The organism is Vibrio sp. Scap24 (assembly GCF_013394185.1).
In the GTDB taxonomy this organism is placed as follows: domain Bacteria; phylum Pseudomonadota; class Gammaproteobacteria; order Enterobacterales; family Vibrionaceae; genus Vibrio; species Vibrio pomeroyi.
On the sequence record NZ_CP041333.1, the window covers coordinates 1,136,814 to 1,160,871 of the forward strand.

16 protein-coding genes and 9 tRNA genes are annotated in these 24,058 nt (G+C 41.8%); 7 read left to right on the forward strand and 18 right to left on the reverse strand.

Annotation, left to right across the window (positions count from 1 at the left end):
• Positions 1–506 precede the first annotated feature (506 nt).
• The 6 genes from FLM53_RS20500 to FLM53_RS20525 all read right to left on the reverse strand — a co-directional run bounded on the left by FLM53_RS20500 (position 507) and on the right by FLM53_RS20525 (position 3,079).
• Positions 507–580 (reverse strand) — tRNA-Cys (locus tag FLM53_RS20500).
• Positions 581–643: 63 nt separating this feature from the next.
• Positions 644–730, reverse strand: a tRNA-Leu gene (locus tag FLM53_RS20505).
• A gap of 80 nt (positions 731–810) precedes the next feature.
• A tRNA-Gly gene (locus tag FLM53_RS20510) sits at positions 811–886 on the reverse strand.
• 37 nt (positions 887–923) lie between these two features.
• Positions 924–997, reverse strand: a tRNA-Cys gene (locus FLM53_RS20515).
• Positions 998–1,064: 67 nt separating this feature from the next.
• Positions 1,065–1,151, reverse strand: a tRNA-Leu gene (locus tag FLM53_RS20520).
• Positions 1,152–1,474: 323 nt separating this feature from the next.
• A complete protein-coding gene (locus FLM53_RS20525; protein ID WP_256867721.1) occupies positions 1,475–3,079 on the reverse strand; it encodes a citrate lyase ligase in 1,605 nt (534 codons plus the stop codon).
• Positions 3,080–3,603: 524 nt separating this feature from the next.
• Here FLM53_RS20525 and FLM53_RS20530 point away from each other — a divergent pair.
• Positions 3,604–4,392, forward strand: coding sequence for a lipase (locus FLM53_RS20530; RefSeq protein WP_176679626.1), 789 nt, complete (start codon positions 3,604–3,606; stop codon positions 4,390–4,392).
• 87 nt (positions 4,393–4,479) lie between these two features.
• Here the strand turns inward: FLM53_RS20530 and FLM53_RS20535 are convergent, their stop codons facing one another.
• From FLM53_RS20535 to FLM53_RS20565, 7 genes are all read right to left on the reverse strand, one after another.
• Positions 4,480–6,345 carry a methyl-accepting chemotaxis protein gene (locus FLM53_RS20535; RefSeq protein WP_176680070.1) on the reverse strand — a complete coding sequence of 622 codons (1,866 nt, stop codon included), beginning with the start codon at positions 6,343–6,345 and terminating at the stop codon, positions 4,480–4,482.
• Positions 6,346–6,671: 326 nt separating this feature from the next.
• Positions 6,672–6,745: transfer RNA gene (locus FLM53_RS20540), tRNA-Cys, on the reverse strand.
• 65 nt (positions 6,746–6,810) lie between these two features.
• Positions 6,811–6,897 (reverse strand) — tRNA-Leu (locus tag FLM53_RS20545).
• Between the two features lie 80 nt (positions 6,898–6,977).
• Positions 6,978–7,053 (reverse strand) — tRNA-Gly (locus tag FLM53_RS20550).
• A 37-nt stretch (positions 7,054–7,090) separates the two neighbouring features.
• Positions 7,091–7,164, reverse strand: a tRNA-Cys gene (locus FLM53_RS20555).
• Positions 7,165–7,362: 198 nt separating this feature from the next.
• On the reverse strand, positions 7,363–8,808 hold the full coding sequence (viaA, locus tag FLM53_RS20560) for an ATPase RavA stimulator ViaA (RefSeq protein ID WP_176679625.1): 1,446 nt from the start codon (positions 8,806–8,808) through the stop codon (positions 7,363–7,365).
• A 12-nt stretch (positions 8,809–8,820) separates the two neighbouring features.
• A complete protein-coding gene (locus FLM53_RS20565; RefSeq protein WP_017632334.1) occupies positions 8,821–10,476 on the reverse strand; it encodes an ATPase RavA domain-containing protein in 1,656 nt (551 codons plus the stop codon).
• A gap of 287 nt (positions 10,477–10,763) precedes the next feature.
• Here FLM53_RS20565 and FLM53_RS20570 point away from each other — a divergent pair, with 287 nt between their 5' ends.
• From FLM53_RS20570 to FLM53_RS20595, 6 genes are all read left to right on the forward strand, one after another.
• Positions 10,764–11,279, forward strand: coding sequence for an NUDIX hydrolase (locus FLM53_RS20570; RefSeq protein WP_017632335.1), 516 nt, complete (start codon positions 10,764–10,766; stop codon positions 11,277–11,279).
• Between the two features lie 17 nt (positions 11,280–11,296).
• Complete coding sequence (ltaE, locus tag FLM53_RS20575; RefSeq protein ID WP_176679624.1) at positions 11,297–12,301, forward strand: low-specificity L-threonine aldolase; 1,005 nt, start codon at positions 11,297–11,299, stop codon at positions 12,299–12,301.
• A gap of 89 nt (positions 12,302–12,390) precedes the next feature.
• A complete protein-coding gene (locus FLM53_RS20580; RefSeq protein WP_176679623.1) occupies positions 12,391–12,708 on the forward strand; it encodes a cytochrome c in 318 nt (105 codons plus the stop codon).
• Positions 12,709–12,881: 173 nt separating this feature from the next.
• Entirely contained in the window at positions 12,882–13,232 is a 351-nt protein-coding gene (locus FLM53_RS20585; protein WP_176679622.1) for an Hpt domain-containing protein, read from the forward strand.
• Positions 13,233–13,329: 97 nt separating this feature from the next.
• Positions 13,330–14,952: a response regulator gene (locus FLM53_RS20590; protein WP_176679621.1), complete on the forward strand. Its 1,623-nt coding sequence runs from the start codon at positions 13,330–13,332 to the stop codon at positions 14,950–14,952.
• Between the two features lie 173 nt (positions 14,953–15,125).
• Complete coding sequence (locus tag FLM53_RS20595; RefSeq protein ID WP_176679620.1) at positions 15,126–15,719, forward strand: response regulator transcription factor; 594 nt, start codon at positions 15,126–15,128, stop codon at positions 15,717–15,719.
• Between the two features lie 25 nt (positions 15,720–15,744).
• On the opposite strand, the gene FLM53_RS20600 is transcribed toward FLM53_RS20595, so the two are convergent.
• The 5 genes from FLM53_RS20600 to FLM53_RS20620 form a co-directional block, all read right to left on the reverse strand.
• The gene (locus FLM53_RS20600; protein ID WP_176679619.1) at positions 15,745–16,629 is read right to left on the reverse strand and encodes a LysR family transcriptional regulator; all 885 of its coding nucleotides are present in this window, start codon (positions 16,627–16,629) and stop codon (positions 15,745–15,747) included.
• 182 nt (positions 16,630–16,811) lie between these two features.
• Entirely contained in the window at positions 16,812–18,197 is a 1,386-nt protein-coding gene (locus tag FLM53_RS20605; protein WP_176679618.1) for a diguanylate cyclase, read from the reverse strand.
• Positions 18,194–18,781, reverse strand: a complete 588-nt coding sequence (locus FLM53_RS20610; RefSeq protein ID WP_176679617.1) for a response regulator transcription factor — start codon at positions 18,779–18,781, stop codon at positions 18,194–18,196. Before FLM53_RS20610 ends, FLM53_RS20605 begins: the two co-directional genes overlap by 4 nt.
• Positions 18,778–19,944, reverse strand: a complete 1,167-nt coding sequence (locus tag FLM53_RS20615) for an EAL domain-containing protein (protein ID WP_176679616.1) — start codon at positions 19,942–19,944, stop codon at positions 18,778–18,780. Before FLM53_RS20615 ends, FLM53_RS20610 begins: the two co-directional genes overlap by 4 nt.
• Positions 19,934–23,569 (reverse strand): ATP-binding protein, encoded by a 3,636-nt coding sequence (locus FLM53_RS20620; RefSeq protein ID WP_176679615.1) that lies wholly within the window; start codon positions 23,567–23,569, stop codon positions 19,934–19,936. The genes FLM53_RS20615 and FLM53_RS20620 overlap by 11 nt, the downstream gene beginning before the upstream one ends.
• Positions 23,570–24,058 lie beyond the last annotated feature (489 nt).

Consider the following 24,058-nt stretch of genomic DNA (forward strand, 5'->3'; position numbering starts at 1 on the left):
AGTTTAGAGGCGTTTTATAGGCAATTTCACACACAAGTATGCTTGTTGTAATATTTCACAATAGACTAGCAACAACGCAAGTAAATGACAATCATTTTCATTTGTAGTCATAAGAAGTGTAATAACTCATGAAAGCGTTACAGGTTCATGAGCAACTGTGTAGAAATGTGAAGAACTGGATAACCAAAAACACAGTCGTCCCGCTCCCCTACCCATCGATTCCATTTATAAATCGCACACTCGATTAACTTGGGTTCTCTTGCTGAGCTACTAGCAGTTTTCTTCAAACAACTTTCTCAGAAATACGTTTGGTGTAACTTATACAACCTGTGCAATAAAGCGCCTTAATAACGTAGAACTCCGTGAAGCAGAGCAATCAGATTGAGTCATCTAGCCAGAAGTGGGATTCAACGAATGGACGGCGTTAGAAATTAGGAAGCGGGAAGAAATGGCATTTCAGATAGCAAAAAGGCCAGCATTTCTGCTGGCCTTTCAACTTTGAATAGTGGAGGCGCCTCCCGGAGTCGAACCGAGGTCCACGGATTTGCAATCCGCTGCATAGCCACTCTGCCAAGGCGCCTTCATAGTGTTTTAAGAGAACAACTCTTTTGAACATTACCAAACAAGATAACAATCAAATAGATGGTGCCCCGGGCCGGACTTGAACCGGCACAACGCGAACGTCGAGGGATTTTAAATCCCTTGTGTCTACCAATTCCACCACCAGGGCACGCAATTCTTTATTGCGATGCCGATTACTGAAAAGTAAAACACCATCTTAATGTCGAAATTAATCAACATTACAAAATTTGGAGCGATACATCGGGTTCGAACCGATGACCTCAACCTTGGCAAGGTTGCGCTCTACCAACTGAGCTAGTATCGCATTTTCATTCATCAGCTTTCTAAAATGAAAGAGAGAATGGAGGCGCCTCCCGGAGTCGAACCGAGGTCCACGGATTTGCAATCCGCTGCATAGCCACTCTGCCAAGGCGCCTTTAATAGTGATTTAAGAGAACAACTCTTTGTTCATCACTCTACTTAAAAAGTAGAAGCTAGATAGATGGTGCCCCGGGCCGGACTTGAACCGGCACAGCGCGAACGCCGAGGGATTTTAAATCCCTTGTGTCTACCAATTCCACCACCAGGGCAACGCAATCTTGCGATGCTGATTACTGAAAAATAAAAACACCATCTCTCAGCGACCTAAGCCGTGAGAACGAGGTGTACTTTAACGGAAGGAAAAAATTCGTCAACAATAAATTTTATCTTTTAATTCAAGTGATTAATTATCGAACTTTAACGATTGAAATTACTACAGATCGCACAAACTGCACACACAAGACCCTATATACACTACCTAATTCGACCTCGGATTATCTATTGGACTTAACTATGGCTAGCGAATTCGAATACTAAAGCCAGTCAACAGACTGGCTTTAGTCAGAAAAATAGTTTGAAAGCTAATCCAAACTTAATAATTTTCTTTCAAGAATTGGTATGTAGGCTTGGGAACAATTGCTTCTATACTGCTGAAATCTCTACTAGCTAAAAACTCCCTTACTTTAGATGCACTAATCACATCACCATTCATTGCAATTCGGTCAATAATATCAACCTCAATACCGTACTCAGGAAGTAACTCTTGCATTTTTTCATTGTACTGTTTGGTGATCATACACTTAGGCTCATCACCCAAGAAAATCTTAGTAATGTTAAGCGTTTTGGCTATGTACTCACAGAAGAACCATGCTTCCATTGAAGCGTCTGCTTTGGCTTCTGTGGTGTCTTTATCGAAGTAATCTGGGTAAGTTAACTCAGTACAGATAAATTTACCTCCTCTAAGCACAATGACATTATCTAAATGCTTAGTACTCTCTGCGACTAAGTGGAGGCGGTCTTCGAACTTAAAGAACGATTTGTCTTCTTCAATAACAAAAATGAACAACTTATCGACACTTCTTGCAGCATGCTCAATTAAGTGCAAATGACCTTTAGTGATTGGGTTACAGTTGACAGCTACACTGCCGATTGCACCTTCATTATCTATAGCATGTTGATCTAATAATTCTAAGTAGGACTGCATTTCACAAGATTCAAGCGCCTGTGCAGTATGCCTAAATAAAAAGTACTTGAACTTTTCTAGGACACACAACATTCTATTATCTAAGTCGAATTGAGGCAGTACAGGCTCACTTTTACTTTTCAAAACAGGTATTAACTTATTTGTTATGATCTCTCCCATTGCCTTATTTCCCTTAGGAGAGTAATGACAATGACGCGCATTTAGATCAATGAAAAAATCGCCACCTCGGTCAACATCATTAAGATCAATCGAAAATACATCCGGGTCTTCAACATTTTTGAATTCATCAAAGTTGAAAAAAACAATTATATCACCCTGCTTGATCTCAGTTTGTACCAAATTATTCATTGCTAGAAGCAAATTCATCCCTAGTACACCATGATTTTCAACTCTAACATTATCGGTTACTTTATTAATGTTTTTCTGAACCTGACTGACAATCGTATTTTTGTCGCTCATACCATACGAAAAAGTTGTTGATGCTCCGAAAAAAAGCACTCGGCGATCTGATGTTTCTGGTTGACCTGTGGTTGCTCTAAACCCATTTTTTACTGATATAACTGAGCTGTCATGATCAGATAAAGATACTTTGGTCGCTCTTACAATAGGCAGCACATCACTAAACAACTCATCAATTTTGTTCTGCTCATTTTTGCTATAGAGTGATTTGATGTAAGTCGGTGGACTATTCCTGCGACTCCAATCTCTTCGCTGCTTTAGATAGAGCTTTGTGTTGTTAATAAGGTCCCCTTCCTCTTTAGACAACTTAGTTAAATGTTCTCCTCCACTTTTAACATCGATTAGAACTGAAGATGCTCCTTTGGTCGCAATGTACGATTTGATAAAGGCCACTTTATCAGAGTCGTTCACACTTGAATTTAGGATATCCAAACTTTTTACAAGATTAGTTCTTTCACTCGTGGAATCTAATGAAACTTCAAGCTCTTTTGATTTCTCTGAGTCACCATTCATTAAATATAAATTCAATAACATGAAACAAAATTCATGTTTTTTGAATTTGTAGACTAACTCTTCTATAAGACTAGTTGCTTTTTATAGTCTTTTTTTGTACATATAGCTCAGCAAGCCTAAGGTTTTTAGACATCTTGATTTTTGAAGGTAGTATAGGAAGTAATCTAAATAAGCTTTTTAGTACCCAGTAAAACGTTAACTTATACGATTGACTTTTTGATAGCATGAATAGAGCCTTTTACATTATCTTTATAACTTCGAAATTTCAAAGATGCTATCATATTAATTTTTTAATAATGTAAGGTTAAGTAAGACATTGTATTCATCTTAGTTACAAACTGTATTGTATAAAAATCTTACTTATTAGACAACACTCACCTTGTTATTAAAATATATTAACCAATATTACAAGTTAATATTATATAGTTTATTTAGAACGTTTTTAATACAAACTGAATGTCATTCCATCGTTTATTCCACCCTTCATCTCTGTTTCACAATCCAAGACTATAGTACTTCAAATACTGTCAAAACGATGGGTACCCGTGAAGCCATTAAAACGATACCAATATGAACGCTACGCTGTTCTCTGTAACCTCGCCTACCCTAGAGTTTTCAAACAAACTCGCTATGGTTTCGACCCTAATGGACAACGCACCATAAAGAACCAGTTTGGTAAAACCATGATTCGCGTGTTGTGGAGCAGCGACAAAGACGAAGTGGTTGTCGTTATTAAAGGGTCACACAGCGTATCAGACTGGCTGCTTAACTTTGCCCTATGGACAAGAAGCTGTAAGAGGATTGGACTTAATTACCGAGTGCATGCTGGCTTCTATCATCTGATGTTTCAGGAAAGCCAGCCAAGCAGGAATGAAGATAAGCTTGGCTTAACGGTAATTGAACGGTTGGAAGCGACGCTCATCCCGCTTTTAGAACAAGGAAAAAGAATCTCTATTACTGGTCACTCATCCGGTGGTGCTATTGGTTGTGTGTTTGCTGACTACTTTGATCAAAAGTATCCAAGCTGCATTAAGCGAATCGTGACCTTTGGGCAACCTGCGATTGGAGATTGGAGTTTTCGAAAGCACTATCGCTTGAGTAAGAAGACCTACCGAATCTGCTGTGATATCGACATCGTGACCTTCATGCCGCCCGTACCTTTACTGTATTGGCATGTAGGAAAGGTACTTTGGCTCTACAACGGCAGAATCTATGAGAACACCCCAACGTTCATCCGCCTTGGACGTTCTATTTTTAGTTGGTTGATACGACCTTTCTCTTATCACTTGATGAGCAAATATATCCGCAATAAGGATTTCTTTGATAAACATTGAACGTATAATTTAATAAAGAAAGAGCACAGACTTATTACGGCCTGTGCTCTTTTTAGTCTCTAACTTATGTTGGTGTCTGTTTATCTATTAAAGCTTGAATCGTGACAACTCTTGCTTCAAATCGCTGGCTAAGTGACTGAGCTGATCCGCTTGTGAAACAGCGTCTGTTGCGTCGAGTGCCATAACATCACTCACTTCACGTACAGACTCAGTATTAGCATTAATTTCCGCAGTAACCAGTGATTGCTCTTCAGCAGCAGAAGCGATCTGAGTCGCCATGTCGCTGATCATCTGAATCGCTTCACGGATTTGCGCCAAGCTCTCTCCCGCCATGTCCACATCGTGCACGCTTGTCTTCGCCATATCATGGCTTTGTGTCATTACTTTCACCGCACCATTGGTCGCTTGTTGCAATCGCTTGATTTTGTCTTCGATCTCTTCTGTTGAAGCATGAGTTCGTTGAGACAGCACTCGAACCTCATCAGCGACTACAGCAAAGCCACGACCTTGTTCGCCAGCCCTAGCGGCTTCGATCGCTGCATTAAGCGCTAACAAGTTAGTTTGCTCAGCTATTTCACGTATTGTCGCTAAGATAGAGGCAATTTGCTGACCGTGTTCTTCCAACTCACTAATGATAGACACAGCACTTGTAAGCTCGGTTGCTAGTTCATTAATTGATGATTGGCTTTTTGCCATCTGCTGGAAGCCTTGCTCGCTCAATTCAACCGAGTGAGTCGCGCTTTTGGCTGTGTTATCAGCGTTAGCGGCAATTTCAGAGGTCGCTGTCGCCATTTCTGTCACAGCGGTTGCTACCATGGTTATTTCGTCTTGCTGCCTGCTAACGCTATCACTTCGCTTCAACGCGCTGCTATTAGCGTGCTCTGCACCATTGTTCATTGCAGTTGAAACTTGTGTCACGTTCGTCATCATTCCATGAAGTCGATCTACGAACACATTAAACTTATCAGCGAGTTGCCCAACTTCGTCTTTGCTTGAGACTTGAAGGCGCTGCGTTAAATCACCTTCGCCTTCAGCAATATCCGCCAGCGCTTCGCTCACTCGTCCTAACTCCACCAGCTGTCGAGCAACAAACCAAGACGTTGCAGCTGCCATCACGATCAAGACAATCAAACCAGTAGTAATTTGGCTGATCAACATGTCGAACAACGGCTGTTCTAAAACCTCTTTGTCCATTTCAATCACAAGTAGCCAGTCCGTGCCTTTAATAGGTTCGGCCATTAGCACTCGTTCACTACCATCAACTTGAGTAAAGATCGTCGTTAGATTTTGTGCGGCACTGTTCAAACCAGAAACACTGAGTTCAGGGGCAATCTCAGTCACTTGTTTGAGAATGAACTCTTTATTTTGGTGCGCAACGACCGTGCCTTCTCTATCAATTAGAATCGCGCGTCCATTACCCGGAACCTGAATCGCCAATACGTCTTCGATCAGTTTATCCAACGCTAAATTAGACGCAACAACACCGATGATCGAGCCATTCTCCGTGACAGGATCAGTAAGTGTTACCACTAACGCTTGCATTGTGACGCTAACATACGGCTTTGTAGTGACGGCTTTATTCTGAGCTAAAGTCTCTTTGTACCAACCTCGGACTCTTGGATCATAGCCCGCTTTATTAAGCGAAGGGTCATGACGGAACATCTCCCCCTCTTTATTACCGTAATAACTTAACCCAAAGCCACCAGATACAAGAGTTTGACGCAAATGAGGTACGATATCTAAGGAAGGGTTTAGCTGCACCTGTTGCTGTAAGCCATGCACGGCTTGTTTCTTATCGTGAAACCAATCACTGATCCCTTTCGCGTGTGCATGCAGTGTGTTACGACTCTCACTTTCTATTGCTTGCCAGCTGTTGTTTTGAAAGGTTTTATAACCCATGAAAAGAAGAATGGCAGATGTCACTGCAATCGCCAAAACTACAGAGAAAACCATCTTTCTCTTTAGACTAAATTGCATATTAAGAACCTCTTATAGAACAATTAAGGAAATCTAAAGAGGCACACTATCACTCATAGTCATGTTTTAATTAGGGTTATCCCAAAAAACAATGAAACAAATTGAGCATTATGTTTAATTGTGACTTCTATTTATTTACGGGTTTATCAACGACACATGAATTGTAGGTTTAAGCGAAGATAACTCAGGATAGAAAAGATAATGAAGTGGTGAAGCAAGTTGTTTAAAAAAGAAAGAGTGACTCAAAGACAGGGAAGCCAGAAACGAAAAAACCAGCCACTAGGACTGGTTTTTCTGAATGATGGAGGCGCCTCCCGGAGTCGAACCGAGGTCCACGGATTTGCAATCCGCTGCATAGCCACTCTGCCAAGGCGCCTTCAATAGTGTTTTAAGAGAACAACTCTTTTGAAAATCACCAACAAAAGGTAACAATCAAATAGATGGTGCCCCGGGCCGGACTTGAACCGGCACAACGCGAACGTCGAGGGATTTTAAATCCCTTGTGTCTACCAATTCCACCACCAGGGCACGCAATTCTTTATTGCGATGCCGATTACTGAAAAGTAAAACACCATCTTAATGTCGAAATGAATCAACATTACAAAATTTGGAGCGATACATCGGGTTCGAACCGATGACCTCAACCTTGGCAAGGTTGCGCTCTACCAACTGAGCTAGTATCGCATTTTCATTCATATTCTTTCTAAAATGAAAGAGAGAATGGAGGCGCCTCCCGGAGTCGAACCGAGGTCCACGGATTTGCAATCCGCTGCATAGCCACTCTGCCAAGGCGCCTTTTTAATTCAACACTTTAGGGACTTAAGTAAGCCGCTCCGCTGTGTTCGGGTGCCTACTTTACGGATTGAGAGGAGATAGTCAAACAAAAAAGTGAATTTAAATTCCGTTTGCTGACATTTAAATCAAATTGCTGCATGTTCGATCTCTTCTATCAAAAAACACACAGCAAAATGAATTCAATTTAGGTTTTGGACGTTACCACTTTTTCATAAAACGACCAACCAAGCTTGGGTGATATGCCCAACAATGGTCAAACATGGTCATGAGTTGAGGGTTACCGTACTTAGATAAGCTCACCGCATGGAAACGGTTTTTGTGTTCTTTCAGCTTTTCGACTTGAGCGATCATCTCGTCTGACTGCTTAGGCGCAATAAAATCAGAAAGCACAATCAAATCTGCATTTTTGTACTTATCACCTGTCATCAAATCAATCGACTTCATCAGCACAGGTTCTAGATCCGTACCGCCGTGGAATGAGTAACTTAAGAAATCACTCGCCTCACGCAGGCCATCTTGTCGTGTTAGCTCATAGGTGATCTGCTCAGAAGAAAAAAGAATCACGTAGCAGTCTCGTTCTTCCGCGAGAGCGATTTGCATCAAAGCATAAGCCATTGCTTTGGCAGATTGCTCTGGGAACCCGCTCATCGAGCCAGAAGCGTCCACACAAACGATGAACGGGCCTTTTTCGATATCAACGTTCTTGCTATCCGGCTTTTGCGCCTTCACTTTGCGTAACATACGAGATTTACCTTGCGAACGGTAGCTGAGCAAGCGCTTGTCGGCCAAATGCTTATAGAAGATAACCTCAAGTTCTGGATAAGCTAGGAACATGGTTTCGTTTGGAAGCATCTTATTGAGGTCATCACTCTCGTGAATCCCGACGATGTCATCAACGGCTTCATCGCTTTTCTCTTCCACCATCTGCAGTTCTTCTACAGGGGCTTTATGTAGCGAAGGATCATCTTCCTCACCAGCCATACGGCCAAGTTTTTCGGCGATCTCTTGTAGGCCTTTATGCTTATTTAAGAATTCAGCATGGCGTTTCATTACGGTTAAGTCAGTTTTACTTAACTTAGCCGATGCCATATCCCACAAGCGCCCTACGCTACCTTCATCACCAGATTCGGTCACTTTATCCATGTTTTTCATGGTTTCCATGCGCTGGTATAGATCGGCTAAGACTTTTTCTTTACTGGTTTCAAGTTCGGTAACTTGCGCTTGCTTGATCGCGTCAGACAGTGATTGATACCACTGGTCGCAGAAATAGTGCGGGAACATCGCATTGTAAACGCCCTTGTTGTGTTCCATCAGGCGTCTGGCTTGAAGGTAAAACGCTGAGTGCCACTCCAATTTTTTGATGACACTGTCAATCTCATCAAAAAACTGGGGTTCATCCCAATGAATGACTTCTTGGTAAAGTGCGATCTCTTCTTGGAATCGATCGGTCTCACACACCTTGGTGACGCGCTTTTTCACTTTACCGCGCCATTTAACCAAGTGGTTTTTTACTGACGTTTTCACGCCCTTGTTCTCAGCCGCCATCATGACCTGAGAACGAGCGATGAGATCATTCATCGCTGTATCTATAATGCCTGAGTCAGCAACCATTAAAGCAAGGTTTAAGCCGTCTGCTCCTAACATACTTGTCTCCCCTTACTCGAAGTACTGACTCATAAACTTAATGCGTTGTGCGATCTTGCTGCTCTTCACCTTTGTGGTTTCCAAGTCTTGTGTAACTGCTTGTAAGCTTGATTCCATCGCTTTAGGGAGCTCTGGGTCAATGTAGTTATGTGGCAACGCATCATGGAATTCAGTACGAACTCGTTTCAACTTGAACTCGGCCTCTGTGAGTTGCTCTAACGCTCTCTCTGCGCCAGTTAGCCACTTGTTGTAAAGCTCTTGATCCAAACCGTCGGTTGTCACGACACTGACTAATACCGAGCGATTTGCGATATCTTTGATAACCAACTGGTTCGAAGCATCAAGATCCAGCTTTAAGCGACAGAGGTTTTTGTTTTCGTTAACGTAACCGTAAATGTCGCCATGGCCTTCTTTAAGCACACGGTCAAAATCGTCTTTGGCTACGTACACCCAGCGACTATCGCCTTTCTCAGATTCAGACACTGACATGTTGCTTTGCAGAAGAACCAGTTTCACTAAATTGTACGCGCTACCCACGCTGTACATCTTCGCGTTTTTGATATCGTTCTGGTAAACGTCTTTACGTAGCAAGCCACTGGTAGACTCCATTGACAAAGACACAGACAGCGTCGATTCAACGTCGTCCTGAATTTCTTCAAGCTCTTCACGAGACATTTCGATTTGCGCTTTTGACTCTTGCTGATCGAACGCACGGTTCAATGCAAAGTCTTTAACCACGCTACGAACCACATCACGTGATTCTGGACTGTGCCATAAACAATCTTGCAGAAGCATGATATCTAGCGGGTTCACGCTGTCTCGACCACTAAAGAAAGCACTCGCCTTTAATAGCTTAACGGCTTTCTTCCAACGTCTATCTGATACGTACAAATCAGACTCCGATGCTGAACCTTGCTTCTTAACTGTTTCCTCAAGCATGGTTTTCAGTTCATACAACTTGTTAAACGAGTTATCGGTCAGTTCTAGCTTGTCGAGCTCTTTCTGCCATTGGTGATATTCAATGTCCGTAATTGCCAAACCTTTAGGAATCACTGCCTCTTGAGAAGTACCCGTCGTCAGCATCGATTTGAAGTTTTGTTTGTTTTGAATACGGTTTACAAACACGCGAACCAACATACGGTCATAAAGGGCTTCTAAGCCGCTGTCTTCGTCTGGAAGTTCATTAGATGCAGATACCAACAAACGCATTGGTACACGTTCGATATCGCTACCGTTCTTGAATGTTTTTTCGTTCACTACAGTAAGCAGCGTGTTTAGGATTGCAGGGCCTGCTTTCCAGATCTCATCAAGGAACACAACTTGTGCTGTTGGTAGGTAGCCTTCGGTCAGCCTTACATAACGACCGTTGTCTTTTAATTCTTGGATACTTAGCGGGCCGAACACTTCCTCTGGCGTAGAGAAACGTGTCATCAGATATTCGAAATAGCTGCTGTTGTCAAAAGCTTGGATTAGGCGCTTAGCGATAAGACTTTTTGCTATGCCCGGAGGGCCTAATAGGAATACACTTTCGCCGGCGAGAGCCGCCAGTAGACAAAGCTTAATCGTGTCTTCTCTTTCATAGACACCATCGGATAGAGCATGCGCTAATTTATTGATTCTTTCAGAGAGTAGCGCTTTGTCAGCATGTGAGGAAATAGAAGGGTTCATGCGTTACTCCGGAAATCTTTTAACTGTTGAGAGTGTAGATATGTTTTTATACATTTGTTAGCACTTTGTTACAAGTGTATTTTATTATTGAGTTGCATTTATATCAGATGGTTAGGGTCGTAATTTTCATGTAATCATAGATTCCAAATATGAGAGTATCATCACGAACGGCGTGAAACGAAATCGATAACTAAACCCAATTTTTCTTTTATTTTCGACACCATAGACGTTATGGTGGTGCACGTCTTCAGTTATCGACAAATTGGCAAGGAATGTGGCCAGACTGCATGAGTAAAGTTATCCATCAATGGAAAAGTATTTCTCTTATAGAAGAGAACGTGACGCTCCCTACGAACGTCGTGGTAAAACATACAACAATCAACCACCCTGGCGCGGCCGTTATTCTTCCTATCACTTCGTCTGGAAAGATTATCCTCATTAACCAATTTCGCCCTTCTCTCAAAAAGTGGCTTCTAGAGTTACCTGCGGGCACGATGGAAATTGATGAGACACCTCTTGAATGCGCACAGCGCGAACTGGAAGAAGAAACAGGTTACAGTGCAACTTCTTTTCAAAGCTTAGGGCAAGTTACGCCTTTAGCTGGCTTCTGCGATGAGATACAGCATCTATTCGTTGCAAAAGACCTCAGCCTCACTACCCGCTTTGAATGTGACGAAGATGAAGTCATAGAAGTGATCGAACTGAGCTTAGAAGAACTGCACGACAAAATACGACACGATCAAATCACCGATACAAAAACTATCGCTTGTTTAAGTAAAGCCCAACTCTGTGGCTACCTATAATACTCTAGGAGAGAAACATGGACTTTCGTTCTGATACCGTAACTAAACCCTCACAAGCTATGCGCGACGTAATGGCAAACGCAGAAGTCGGTGATGATGTATATGGTGACGACCCAACAGTAAACGAACTTGAACAGTGGGCAGCCAACGAAACGGGCTTTGAAGCCGCTATGTTCACCTCTTCAGGCACGCAAGCCAACCTTCTCGGCTTAATGGCGCATTGTGAGCGTGGAGACGAATACCTTTGCGGCCAACAAGCGCACAACTACAAATACGAAGCTGGCGGCGCTGCGGTACTGGGTTCGATTCAACCTCAACCAATCGAGAACAACCCAGACGGTACTCTTGATTTCAAAAAGCTTGCCGCTGCAATTAAGCCAGACGACAGCCACTTCGCCCGCACTAAGCTTTTAAGCCTAGAAAACACGATTAACGGCAAAGTACTGCCAATGTCTTACCTAGCGGAAGCTCGTGAGTTCGTAAACCAACACGGTTTGCAAATGCACTTAGACGGCGCACGCGTATACAATGCAGCAGTTGCGTTAGACGTTCACATTAAAGAGATCGCACAATACTTCGATTCGATGACGATTTGTTTATCGAAAGGTTTGGGTGCTCCGATTGGCTCTCTGCTACTTGGTAGTAAAGAGTACATCGCTAAAGCACGTCGACTACGCAAAATGGTCGGTGGCGGTATGCGTCAAGCAGGCATCCTTGCTGCTGCAGGTAAAATGGCACTAACTGAGAACGTTACTCAACTTAAAACTGACCACGAAAACGCGAAAAACCTAGCGATTGGCCTAAGCAAGCTAGAGGGCTTCTCGGTTAACCCTGATTTCATTCAAACGAACATCGTGTTCGCTAAGTTAGACGAGTCTGTTGATATCAACCGCATCGCACGAGAGTTAGGTGAAAAAGGTATTACTATGTCGCCAGGCAACCCTGTGCGCTTTGTTACTCACCGTGACATTAGTTCTGAAGACATTTCTCGATTCCTAACGGAATTGGAAAAAGCGCTGTAACTCTCAACAAAATTCTCATCTATCGCTATTAATACTTGAGCTTCCCCTAAGGGGAAGCTTTATACTTTTGTTTTCACAGGAGTATATACGTGTACAACAAGTCCCTAGCTTTTCTCATTGCTACTCTCTCTTTCACACTTCACGCAGATGACTTTGGTGACCCAGAACTTGGTAAACTGAAATCCCCGAGCTGCGTTTTTTGCCATTCAGTCACTGGCGACAACACGAATCAAAACTACCCAGATCTTAAAGGGCAAGATCCGCTCTATTTGTTCAATGCTATGAAAATGTATAAGAACGACCAACGTGAAGGTGCCTACGCTGACATGATGAAAGCTCAATTAAGCCGACTGTCTGAACAAGATACAAAAGATATTGCGGCCTATTACGCCTCATTGTCGAAATAGCGAACTATTCCATACCGAGAGCGAATAAATAAAACTCATCATCTTTATGTTAATTAATTAGCTCTCTACGTTTGCTAGGTATATGAATTAACCAACTCCAATAGGTGAGTGATATTTTTATTCATACCACCCTGTCGTTACTATGAATAAATCACCCACCAACAACCCTTTTCATGGAAAACAAACTTAACATCGGTCATGAGGTTAACTGGCTAAGTAACTACCCTGACGATCAAAGATCTTACCTTGCGGAAGTTTACATCAGCGTAATGAACGAAGACCTAGAACAACTCATGAGCGCAAGGCCTGAGCGCACCATCACCTTGCAAGTCATACACCGTATGAAAGGTGGCCTTTCATCAATCGGACACTTTTCTCTAGAGCGACAAATTAAAGCGGAAGAGACAGCATTGAAATTAGGAAATAATAGTGTTGAAGAAACCAACCTCAACACTATTAAATTAATTTCACATAGCATTAATTTAGTTGAAGAATGGCTAGAGATTAATGACGTAGGAAATTAATCGAATCGATGTAGGACTTTTCTTATTTTAACTCAGTATCGATTTTAGCTATTTCCGTTTTGTTACAATTAGCTAAATTTGGTCAACAGTTAAAATAATGAATAAAGATATTAAAAAATATACGGTATTGGTTGCAGACGACTCTCGTCTGGTTACAAGCAGTGTAACCACAATCTTGCGCCAAATCGGCTTTGAGTCCATATCTTATGCATACAAACCTTTCGACGTGATTCATCAATGCCGTCAGAACGCGTTTGATATTATTATCTGTGACTATAATTTCCAAACCCAATTGACTGGCTATCAGCTTTTGGAAGAGCTCAAGCACGCTCGAATCTTAAAGTCGACCACGGTTTTTATGTTCCTCACAGGCGAAAATGATTACAACGTCGTGCGCTCAATCGTGGACTCTGACCCTGACGATTACCTACTTAAACCGTTTAATAAGCAATTCTTTATCAAACGGATATTTTCAGCCCTCAATCGAAAATTGATCCTTGCTCCAATCTTTGAAAAGTTAACTGAATTCGATTTTTCTGGCGTTGTACGCGAGTGCGATGAGCTTCAACCGTTTCACCCTGAATACTCAAAGCTTATCCGAAAATACAAAGCCTCTGCCTTATTGAAAAGTAAGCAATTTAATAAAGCTCAAGAAGAGTATGAGAGCCTTCTCGAAGAAGATGACTTAGATTGGATCAAAACAGGCCTTGCAAGCACACTGATTGAAACAGACCAAGTGGATGAAGCAAAAGAGATACTCAGCCTAGTTAAATCAAAGAAAAACAACCCCTACTTTCACGACGAAATGTCGAACATCTATTCGATTGAAGACGACCTACCCAACGCGATCGACCACTTGAAACAGTCAGCGATGTTACTCGATGCGGGGGCGCACCGTGAATTGGTGATCGCGAATTTATCTATCGCTGCAGAAGCGTATCAAGACGCTTTTACCTATATGAAAAGGTATTACGAAAAGAACATTAATACCTTTCGTGGCGGGTTTTATACCAAGATTAACTACATGCGTACGTTTCTTTATAAGCAATCGCTTGGTGGTTCAATAAACCTCTTTGAAAGGCAGCTTGCTTCGTACAACTCAATTCTTAACGATATCAGCAAAACGCCAGAGCTTATTCTTCAGGACAAACTGATTTCTGCCCACATTGCATTGATCAAAGGCGACCTAAAGACGGCAACACTCAGTATAAAACAAGCGTTGAATTATACTTCCGATTTTCATTTTTATGACTTCTACCACCTGTGCTTCTTATTGGAACAGTGCTCTTTCTTGAGCGAAACGCCGACGTTCGTGAAAAGGTTGGAAGACAGCATTAATCAAGACCAACACCCAAGTATTATTCGTAGCCAAATTCATATGCTTAATGGTTTTAAGGAACGTCTACAGACCTCACAGCAGCACTTGAGTAATATCCGCAAAGAGATGGTGTTAATGAAATCGTCAGATCGTTTAACGAAAGACAAGCACCTTGATTATTATTTAGACATTCACGACCTTTTGCCACACTCCAAAAAGACCTGTTTAGCAATAATCAAGCTTTCAGCGCTGCTCAGCACGCCCTATGAAGGCAAGCACGATATTCGTATCAAAATAAACAAGTGCAATGACGTATTGGTTAACTTACATACAAAAGAAGAGCTAAACAGCATCAATTACAATCAAATCTTGTATAAAGCCCGTGGTAGAGCCACCTATTAGTGACGCTAGTTTTGGGAGAGCAATAAGCTAGAACTCTCTTAAACCACCTGATTTTCAAAATATTAAAATGTCATTTTCACCCTAACTACTTTGTTTTTACATAGAATTATTGCTTATCACAATCTTAGAACTCAAAGAGACAGGATGTCACACAGCAATATTTTAGGTGACTTATGAAAAATCAGAACGTTCTAATCATAGATGAACAGCCGCTTTATCGAGAAGCCCTTGCTGAGTTGGTGATGGACTCTTTAGAGGTTGACGATCTGCATAAAACCACAGATACCGATAGAGTTCTAAAGCTAGTGAAAAGCCAGAGCATTGACTTGATTGTTCTTGATGTGACCTTGGCAAACAACGATGGTATGAACCTCGCTAAAATAATCAAAGCGCACGGTTATGAAGGAAAGTTACTGTTTGTTTCTTCGTCAGATAGCTCAAGCTTGTCAGAAGCGGCTCAGTCATTAGGTGCCAACGGGTTCCTGAGTAAAAGCGAAAGCCATGAATCCATTCGCTTCGCCCTATCCAGCATTATGAAGGGTTATTCGTTGTTCAAATCAGACCAAAAGAACAATGGCAAGAACACAAAGCTCTCTAATAAAGAAGCGATCGTGTATCAGTATCTGATTCAAGGGCACTCAAACAAGCTTATTTCAGAAAAACTGTCTTTAAGTGCCAAGACTATCAGCACCTATAAAACACGTATCCTAAGCAAGTACAGAGCCAATTCAATCGTCGAGCTAGTTCAACTGAACGATGCACTTTAATTACTTAACTAGCTAGTCGGTGAGCCTAGTTTAAGTACTTCTCCATCACATCAATAAGTAATCGATGTAGCGCATTGTTGCGGTGGGTTTGCTTGATATAAGCTGCAATCTTGGGGCGACCTGTCGCATAGTAAGACTCCGGTATTTCAATCGATTTAAAGCCTTCAATCGAACGACCAAAATTCATCATGATGGTGGCACACCTTCGACGCTTTAGTAGTCCGAGTAATAGACCAACATCCCCAACGGTGACCTTAGATTCAATTTCAAATCCTTTCTTCTCCAAAATCATTCGCACCACTTGCTTGGAGCCTTTCCAGCCTTTTAGCTCCAAGAAAATAAAGGGCAATGACAATGCCGTTTCTAACGAGTCTGCTTCCATATCATCGGGAAGTACTATTCCGACTGGCAATGAACCAACAGGCAGTTGATAGATACTCTTAGGGCACTCTTCATTAAAATTGTGCATGTACACATCGACATTGCCATCTAAGATGCTTTCGATTGGGCGATCACTCGGGCTCACGATACTAATGGGCGCGTTGGGAAACAGTTCAAACAGGTCATTCAGTATCAGTTCACCCAAAAAATACTGTGCAACTTGGGGCATCGAGATAGTGATAGGTTTGTCATAAGTTAGCGGATCAAAAGTACTCGTCCCCATACAAGATTCAAGACTGTCTAATCCGGCCTGAATAACGGGAAGCTGTTTCTTCAGAAAATCCGTACTTTCAAAATGATGTGCATGTCGAATAAACAACTCGTCACCAAGCTGCTCTCTTAAGCGAGCAAGGTACTTACTAATAGAAGCCTCGCTCTTGCCCAGAATCTTAGCCACTGGCTTGAGTTGTTGGTGTTTATCCAACAACACCAAGATACGTAGAAGATTTAGATCTAAATCTTTATTCACAGCAATAACCCTTCATCGTAAATTCATAAACTTAGCTAACATGTACACGTTAGTATCTAAGTTTAGTCAATACAAGGGAGCGAGCTATTGCTGACGCTATCCTTTCTACCAGCCGTTAGATCTGACGTTCATCTAACATAACGAAGCATCAAAGCGATAAGTTAGATGAAGTAAGCACCCAATTAGCGCTGCGCTTTTTGCTCATATAGCTTTTCATCGGCTTTGTGAAGCACACTTTCCAGTGACTCACTCGCACCTTTGAATGCGACCCCAACGCTCACGGAAACATCAAAACCCAATGAAGCGACTTTAGACTCTGTCACTTGCCTTTGGAGGATCTCTGAAGCTTTCTTAGCATTTTCAAAACTGCAATTCGGCATAATAACGATAAATTCATCGCCACCAACTCGTATCAAGAAGTCATCACGACGGAAAACGTCTTTCATTGAATAAGCGATGTGTTGAATCACTTCATCTCCCCAACTATGGCCAAAGTTATCGTTGATCTTTTTAATTCGGTCACCATCGATGGCGATAACCGAACACGCTTTTCCTTGCACCGCTTGATTGAAAGACGGCTCGTTATAAATTCGACGGTTGTACAATCCTGTCAGCTCATCTTTTAACGCCGAGTGTTTCGCATCTACCAATTCGTCTTTGGCTATCCTGGCCTTATTGACATAAAAGAGATAGTTAAGGCTAGCGAGCAGCAAAACAACAAACACCCAAAAGTAATCAATAACCAACTTGGAATATGGATAGCGATACGTATAAGTAGTCTTATTATCTGCAACCACGGTTTTACTATAGTTCAGATACGAATATGGGTAGCCAGGGTATGTAACAACCACGTTATTGATGTTGTTTGTCGTTTCATAACCTACATCTAAACCACCGCTTATATAAAGTTCTATATTCACGTTCAACACGTAGTCACCAATGATGTTCCCCTCGTCATACACTGGGGTAACAATCGAAATGATTTCCTTTTGGCTTATCAGCCCAATGTGAGGCGGCGATATGATCACCCTATCCGTTAGTTGGTATTCTTTCGCAGTGATCGAACACACCTCACTTCCAAGACAAATGTCTCGTGAAAGATGCGCTTCTGACGGTGTGAAGTTCTCAAATTTATTTGGGAATATGTATTTGGAACCCGAATAAGAACGATAAAAATAGACGAAATTATCGTCGATCCCACCTAGGTTTTTGTACAACGAAATTTGATGCATTAAATGCCTAACAGCGACTTCGGCCTTATTCAGTTCAGGATCACCAAGAGGATAAATGCTATCAACAAAGTTGATCTCATCAACACTGTCGAAGTCATGGCTACCCGCGTCTGACGTTTGATTGATCTGAGATTCCGTAAACAACCCCAACAGAACTAAGTTGTCTTTATGTCTATCTAACTGCAACGTACTTAAATCAAACTCTTTGATGTCATTGTTGATTGCTACCGTGCCAAAACTGACGACAAACAAGAGAAATGACATGGAAGAAAATGTCAGTGAGATCGTCGCCACTTTAAATTTTGGCATTAATTTGATGATTCGTTTGGTTGTCATAATTCAATCACTCTCGACAACTCGACAATACTGTCAACGCTGTACTTGGTAAGCATCCTTCTTTTGTAAGTACTGATTGTTTTCTCACTGATAGAGAGAAATTCTGCGGCATCTTTATTTGTCATTCCCTTAAGCAATAACTTAGCGACCGTCGCTTCACGAGCAGAGAGCTTAAGCGTTCGTTTTGCCTTTTGTGGGTCATTAATCTCTTTAAAAAACGAGTAACCTTTTGCAATGGCTTCAATTGCGTCTTTGAGTACGTTGTAATGCTCCGATTTACACACATAACCATGAGCCCCCACTTTGAACGCCATTTCACTGTAGTAAGCACTGGTTTCAGCAGAATAGAACACCACACGCCCTTTGAACCCATGCGCTCTAATGCGACGATAAAAGTCGAACCCATCGCAATCATTCAAATTTACATCCAAGATCAATAAGTCGATGTTTGATTTACGAACAAACTCATTGGCAGTTTTCAACTCTGAAGCCACGTTGACTTGAGTAATATGAGGTGAGGATTCAACAAGTGATTTGATTGCAACACAAACCAGAGGATGATCATCGAAAATTAAGCAGTTCATTTGATATCTATATCTATTTTTTTGACAAGTTCTAACGGCAACGGTTTAGAAACAAAATATCCCTGACACACTTCTACACCGTATTCCTTTAGCAAAGACCAAGTTTCGTGGTCTTCCACCCCTTCAGCGACAAGCTTAATTCCAAGGTTTTTCGCTAAGCCACATATTGATAAAACGATATTCTTTTTCTTTTGGTCATCTTTAATTTCAAAGACAAACGAACGGTCAATTTTCATTTCGTTGAACGGCAGTTGAGCCAACTTTTCCAAGGTTGAATTCCCCGTTCCAAAATCATCGATCGATACCGTCACGTCATTCACCCTCAATTTAGTGAGGTTCTTGTACAACGAGACACTGTTACGGTAAGTGTCACGCTCGGTAATCTCGATAATGAACGCCGAAGGGTTCACCTCTCGCTCTAAGCATCGAGTAATAAAAGTCTGAGCAAAGTCGCTGTCTTCTAAGTTGAACTGATCGACATTAATAGCGATTTTCTTGTCCAGATTTCGAATTTTAATGTCATCTAACGCGTTGTTTAGAACGGTATCAAACAGCTCTGCTGACAATTTACATCGAGTCACAATAGGCAAGAACACATCTGGGGTTAGCACGCCGTATTCAGGGTGTACCCATCGAGCCAGCGCTTCGTAGCCAGACAAATGCTCCGTGACAAAGTCCACTTTAGGCTGGTAGTAGTTCTGTATTTGGCCATTGGCTAATGCCACCAGAAACTCTTCGTCGGTGACCTCGATCTTCTTTCTCGCAGGACAAGCTTTGTTGGCTGACTTGAGCCTCATCGCTAGCACGTCTTCAATCGACTTTTGGGTATAGGGTTTCTCAATGATGTCTAACACATCAAATGGAAAGCCCTCACACATGGCACGAATAGCCGAAATCACCGTCAGTTCAACGGAGCTGATCAAGACAACATTGCCTTGGTAATTCGCTTCATCCAACATAAACATCATGTCGATTCCGTCGTGGACTGGCATTTGAATATCACAAAAGATAATGTCGTAATTTGTATCAGTAACGCTTTTACAAGCCTCTAACGCGTTATCGAAAACGGTAACCTTGCAACTTAACTTGGTTAGCAGCTGTTTTAACAAGATCAGATGAATCGGGTGATCGTCGACAATCATGATATTAAGATTAGTGTTCATTGGCTTTTAACCACGCTTTTGTAAATTCAATTTCTGACTCAATGGCCCCGACCAATTTCTCTAACTTTTCTTTATTCGCTTTTGGTTCACAACACTCAACGTCTTGGCAGAGCGCAGAAATTTCACTCGCTCCGATTGCGTTTAACGCCCCTTTAATTCGATGAACGGTTCGGTTGATGGTTGGCGAGTGGAAATCAAAATTCGCGACATCTTCAGTCATGGTATCGATAAACACATTGGCAACCGCGATTGCGTCATTTTTCTCGAATCGTTCTAACCAACTGGGAGCACGGCCTGCAGGCGTTGCGTGCTTCTCCAAAATGTCCAATAACTTGGACACACTGTATGGCTTGTAAAGAATGTCATCGATCGCTATGTCTTTGGTTTTCTCACGCGCTACTCGTGAGTCTTCCGCAGTGATACCAATCACGACAATATCTTTAAATTGTTCACTACTTTTGATCTTGTTTGCCAACTCATAACCATCCATTTCGGGCATGTGGAAATCAGTAAGCAGTACCTTAATCGAGTTTTGGTTAATGTAATCCCATGCTTGAAGTCCGTTATCCACAAATACTGGTTTGATGCCGAGCTCATTCATTTGCAACGTCATCACGCTCTGGTTAATTGGATTGTCTTCTGCGATAAGTACATCGCCATATTTCCAATCGCTCACAGCGTCTGGGGTGAGTAAATTAACGGTGTGATCATCTGGTTTTATGATCAAATTCAACAAACTGTCTGGATACTTCAACTGTTCTTTTTCAATCGTTATTTGGTCACTCGAGTTTCGGCGAACCGTCATGCTGACAAGATTGGATTCCGAACTCTGTTTGATGTAAAGATCAGGTGTATTCTCAGACTCTGTTAGCTTCCACTCATGGCACCAACCCTTTAAGTTGTCAGGGAGATCTCGTGAATACGTTAGGCTCCTGATGGAATAGCCCTCATCATCGTCACATCTAACAAACGGGATAGAAACATTGATTATGGTGCCGCGATTCAACTCAGACTCAATGTACAGTTCGCCACCCATGCATTGCAGGAGCTGGTCAACAATGCTGAGTCCTAACCCTGTTCCACCGTAATGTCTTGTTATGCTGTCATCGGCTTGTACGAAGGGTTTCAGCACTTGCTGTTGTTGTGTTGGAGTCATACCAATACCGGTATCGGTTATCTCGACAACTAGCTGATTATCGACAGCCGCAACCACAACACTGATCTCACCTTCTGAGGTGAACTTCACGGCATTCGACAGCAGGTTCGTGAGTATTTGAGACACACGAATGCCATCAACCATCACCCACTGATAAACAAAGGGATGAATCTCAACACGGTAATGAAGGTTCTTACTTTTAGAAATTGGTTCAAAGGTTCTGAATACATCGCAAAGAAGCGGTAATAGTTCGACCTTTTCAGCTTTGACAGACAGCACACCCGATTCGATCTTCGACAGATCAAGTACGCCATCCACCAGCTTATTTAGGTGATCGAGAGAACGAATAGCTTGGTCGACTAAATGACTGTCTTTATCGTTAACCGCATTGATCTTAATGATGTCGAGCAACCCATGCACAGCAGATAAAGGCGTGCGAAGTTCATGGCTCATGGTAGTGAGTAGGTTCTCTCTTGCTTCAACTGCAAGTTTCGCCTCTTTCTCAGCTTTGATTAACGCGTTTTCACGTTTCTTTTGCGCAGATACATCAAGTAAAGACGTCAGGATAAAGCGCTTGTCACTGTTCGATGATGAGATCGTTTTACTCTCTCTGTGAACATGAGAGATATCTAAACGGCAATCTTCGGCCAAGTGAGTATCGTTGAGGTTATCACCATCAAGAATCGTTTTGATCTCAATCTGATTTCCGACTAATGAAGCCCCGCTCGCTTGCGACTTCATGGTACAAACCTGACATTCGTTCGATTGAAACTTAGGACAGTTACTCAGTAATATCTCGTTCTTATCATTATGAATAAAAACGATATTGTTGATCTCTTGAATGATTTCAGAGAGCCAGATTTTCTCTTTCTCTTCATTACCTGCATTTAGCTCCGCCAGTTTGACTTTGTAGCGCAGATTGACCAAAAGCAGATAACCAAGGTATGACAGAGTCACAAACACGACCGATACCAAAGCCGCAAATTTGTTCACGTTACTGCTGTCGTAACCGTAGACCAGATCAAACTTACGATAGTTACGGCGAAGCTTTTCAATCTCTTCCACACTCACCGTATCAATGATGCTGTTCAGTACATTCTTTAACTCGACATTTTTCTTGGAAACTGCGAATGCAATTGAATACGTGATGCCCTCGTCTTTATCAAAAGTCAGTCCTTCAGACGAATCGTTCAGAATCATCGAGTACGTAATATCGTTCGGCACATACGCAGCCGAGATCTCACCACTTCTTAAGTCATCCAATATCTCTTTCATATCGCGATAGCGTGTGATGTTTCTGTCTTCACGCTCGCCAACATTAATGATGCCTTGCTTGCTGACACTCAGAAGAATGCCTTGCTTATCTGTTTTAGGCAGGCCGTTGGCTTCGTTATGGGTTACTTTGGTAAAGCTTGCGTTCATAAATGGTTTGGTGATTAACCACTGAGCAGCCTTAGTTTTCGTCCTATCTCGATACAACACAGGAACAATATCAGCGTTGTATGAGGTGTAACTGGATTCTAGGTTCAACTCAGGGACGACATAATTAAACCCCAACCCTGTTCTTGCAGAAATTAACGCCAGATACTCCACCAGCATGCCATCGAGCTGTCGTTTTTCGTTCTCGAAAAGAAACGGATACGCCTCACCATTTGAGCTGTATGTGATGACATCTTTGCCGTTCTGGTGAGCTTTAAATTGCGAGATAAGCTTGTCGCTAACGTGGTAAGGGTTCTTGGACGCGACCGAACGAATACCACGCCCTTCGACTTCCCACAAAAGAATTGAGTCGATGTCTTCTATTAGCTCTGAGTTATCTTTACTGGAAATGAAGCGAATCTTCTCTTCAGGTAACCATGAAGGCACATCAACAGCACCTCTCATCACATCTTTATGATCGAGATATTCGTTAATTGAAACGTAGGTAGTCACAAGCGCATCAGCCTTCCCTTGCAGTACTGCTTCGAATGCATCATCTCGTGACGTAGCTTTATAGATTTGCTGTGCACCACGCTTCTCAATAAGTTGGCAATACACGCTTTTGTTGACACACGCCCAAGTGAGTTGCTGTTGGTTACTGTTTTTCAGATATGCATCTCGGTACCAAACAGCCAAAGTGGTAGAAAAAATGGGAGCCGAAAATGAAAACTTCTTTTCTCGTTCTGCTGTTTTGCTAAACCCTAATGCGCCATCAATTTTATTTGCTTCAACATCACCAAGCAGGTCAGGAATACTTTGGTAGTGCTTAATTTCTAATTTTAGATTTAAGAAGTGACTTATATTTGATAGGTAATCTAAGCTGATACCATAAATAGCCTCAAAGTTTCCATGTTCATCACGACTGTTATCTGACAGCACACCCACAACAATTTTGTCGTCCCTTTCTTCAGATGCGACAGTAGTCTCTGGAATGACAAAACAGACCAAAGTAATAGCAATAAAAGCGATTGTATTTCTATAGTTCAACATGTAACTTTCCTACAAAACAGGTCGGACATCCTAAACTTGACATCTAATTTGTCAAATTAGGCAACAACCCACATGTGAAAATAAGTTACTGTTATTTAAAACTTAATATGAATAAGTAGGAAAATTCTCACAACCTTTTCCGCTAAGGACTACGAATAAGGTTCTAAGGATTTGACATGAAACAATACTATTAAAGCTGCACTCAAAAACTCATTAATAAAATATATGTAATTATACAACTTTATGAAGATCTCAACATTGGTAACGACAATCCACTACACCATAATTGGTGCGGTATTGTTACAAAAACGAAAACTGACAAAAGCAACAAATGCTGTATAAATCGGCATAAATTAAAATAACAAAGAATATTTAACTGCTATCGTCCTTAAACCATTAAGGTACTAAACCATACTTGCTATCTCTTGGGTCATTTGTCTAACCGTATTTGTTAGAACTCGTCAGAATAATTACCAATTAGTAAAACCA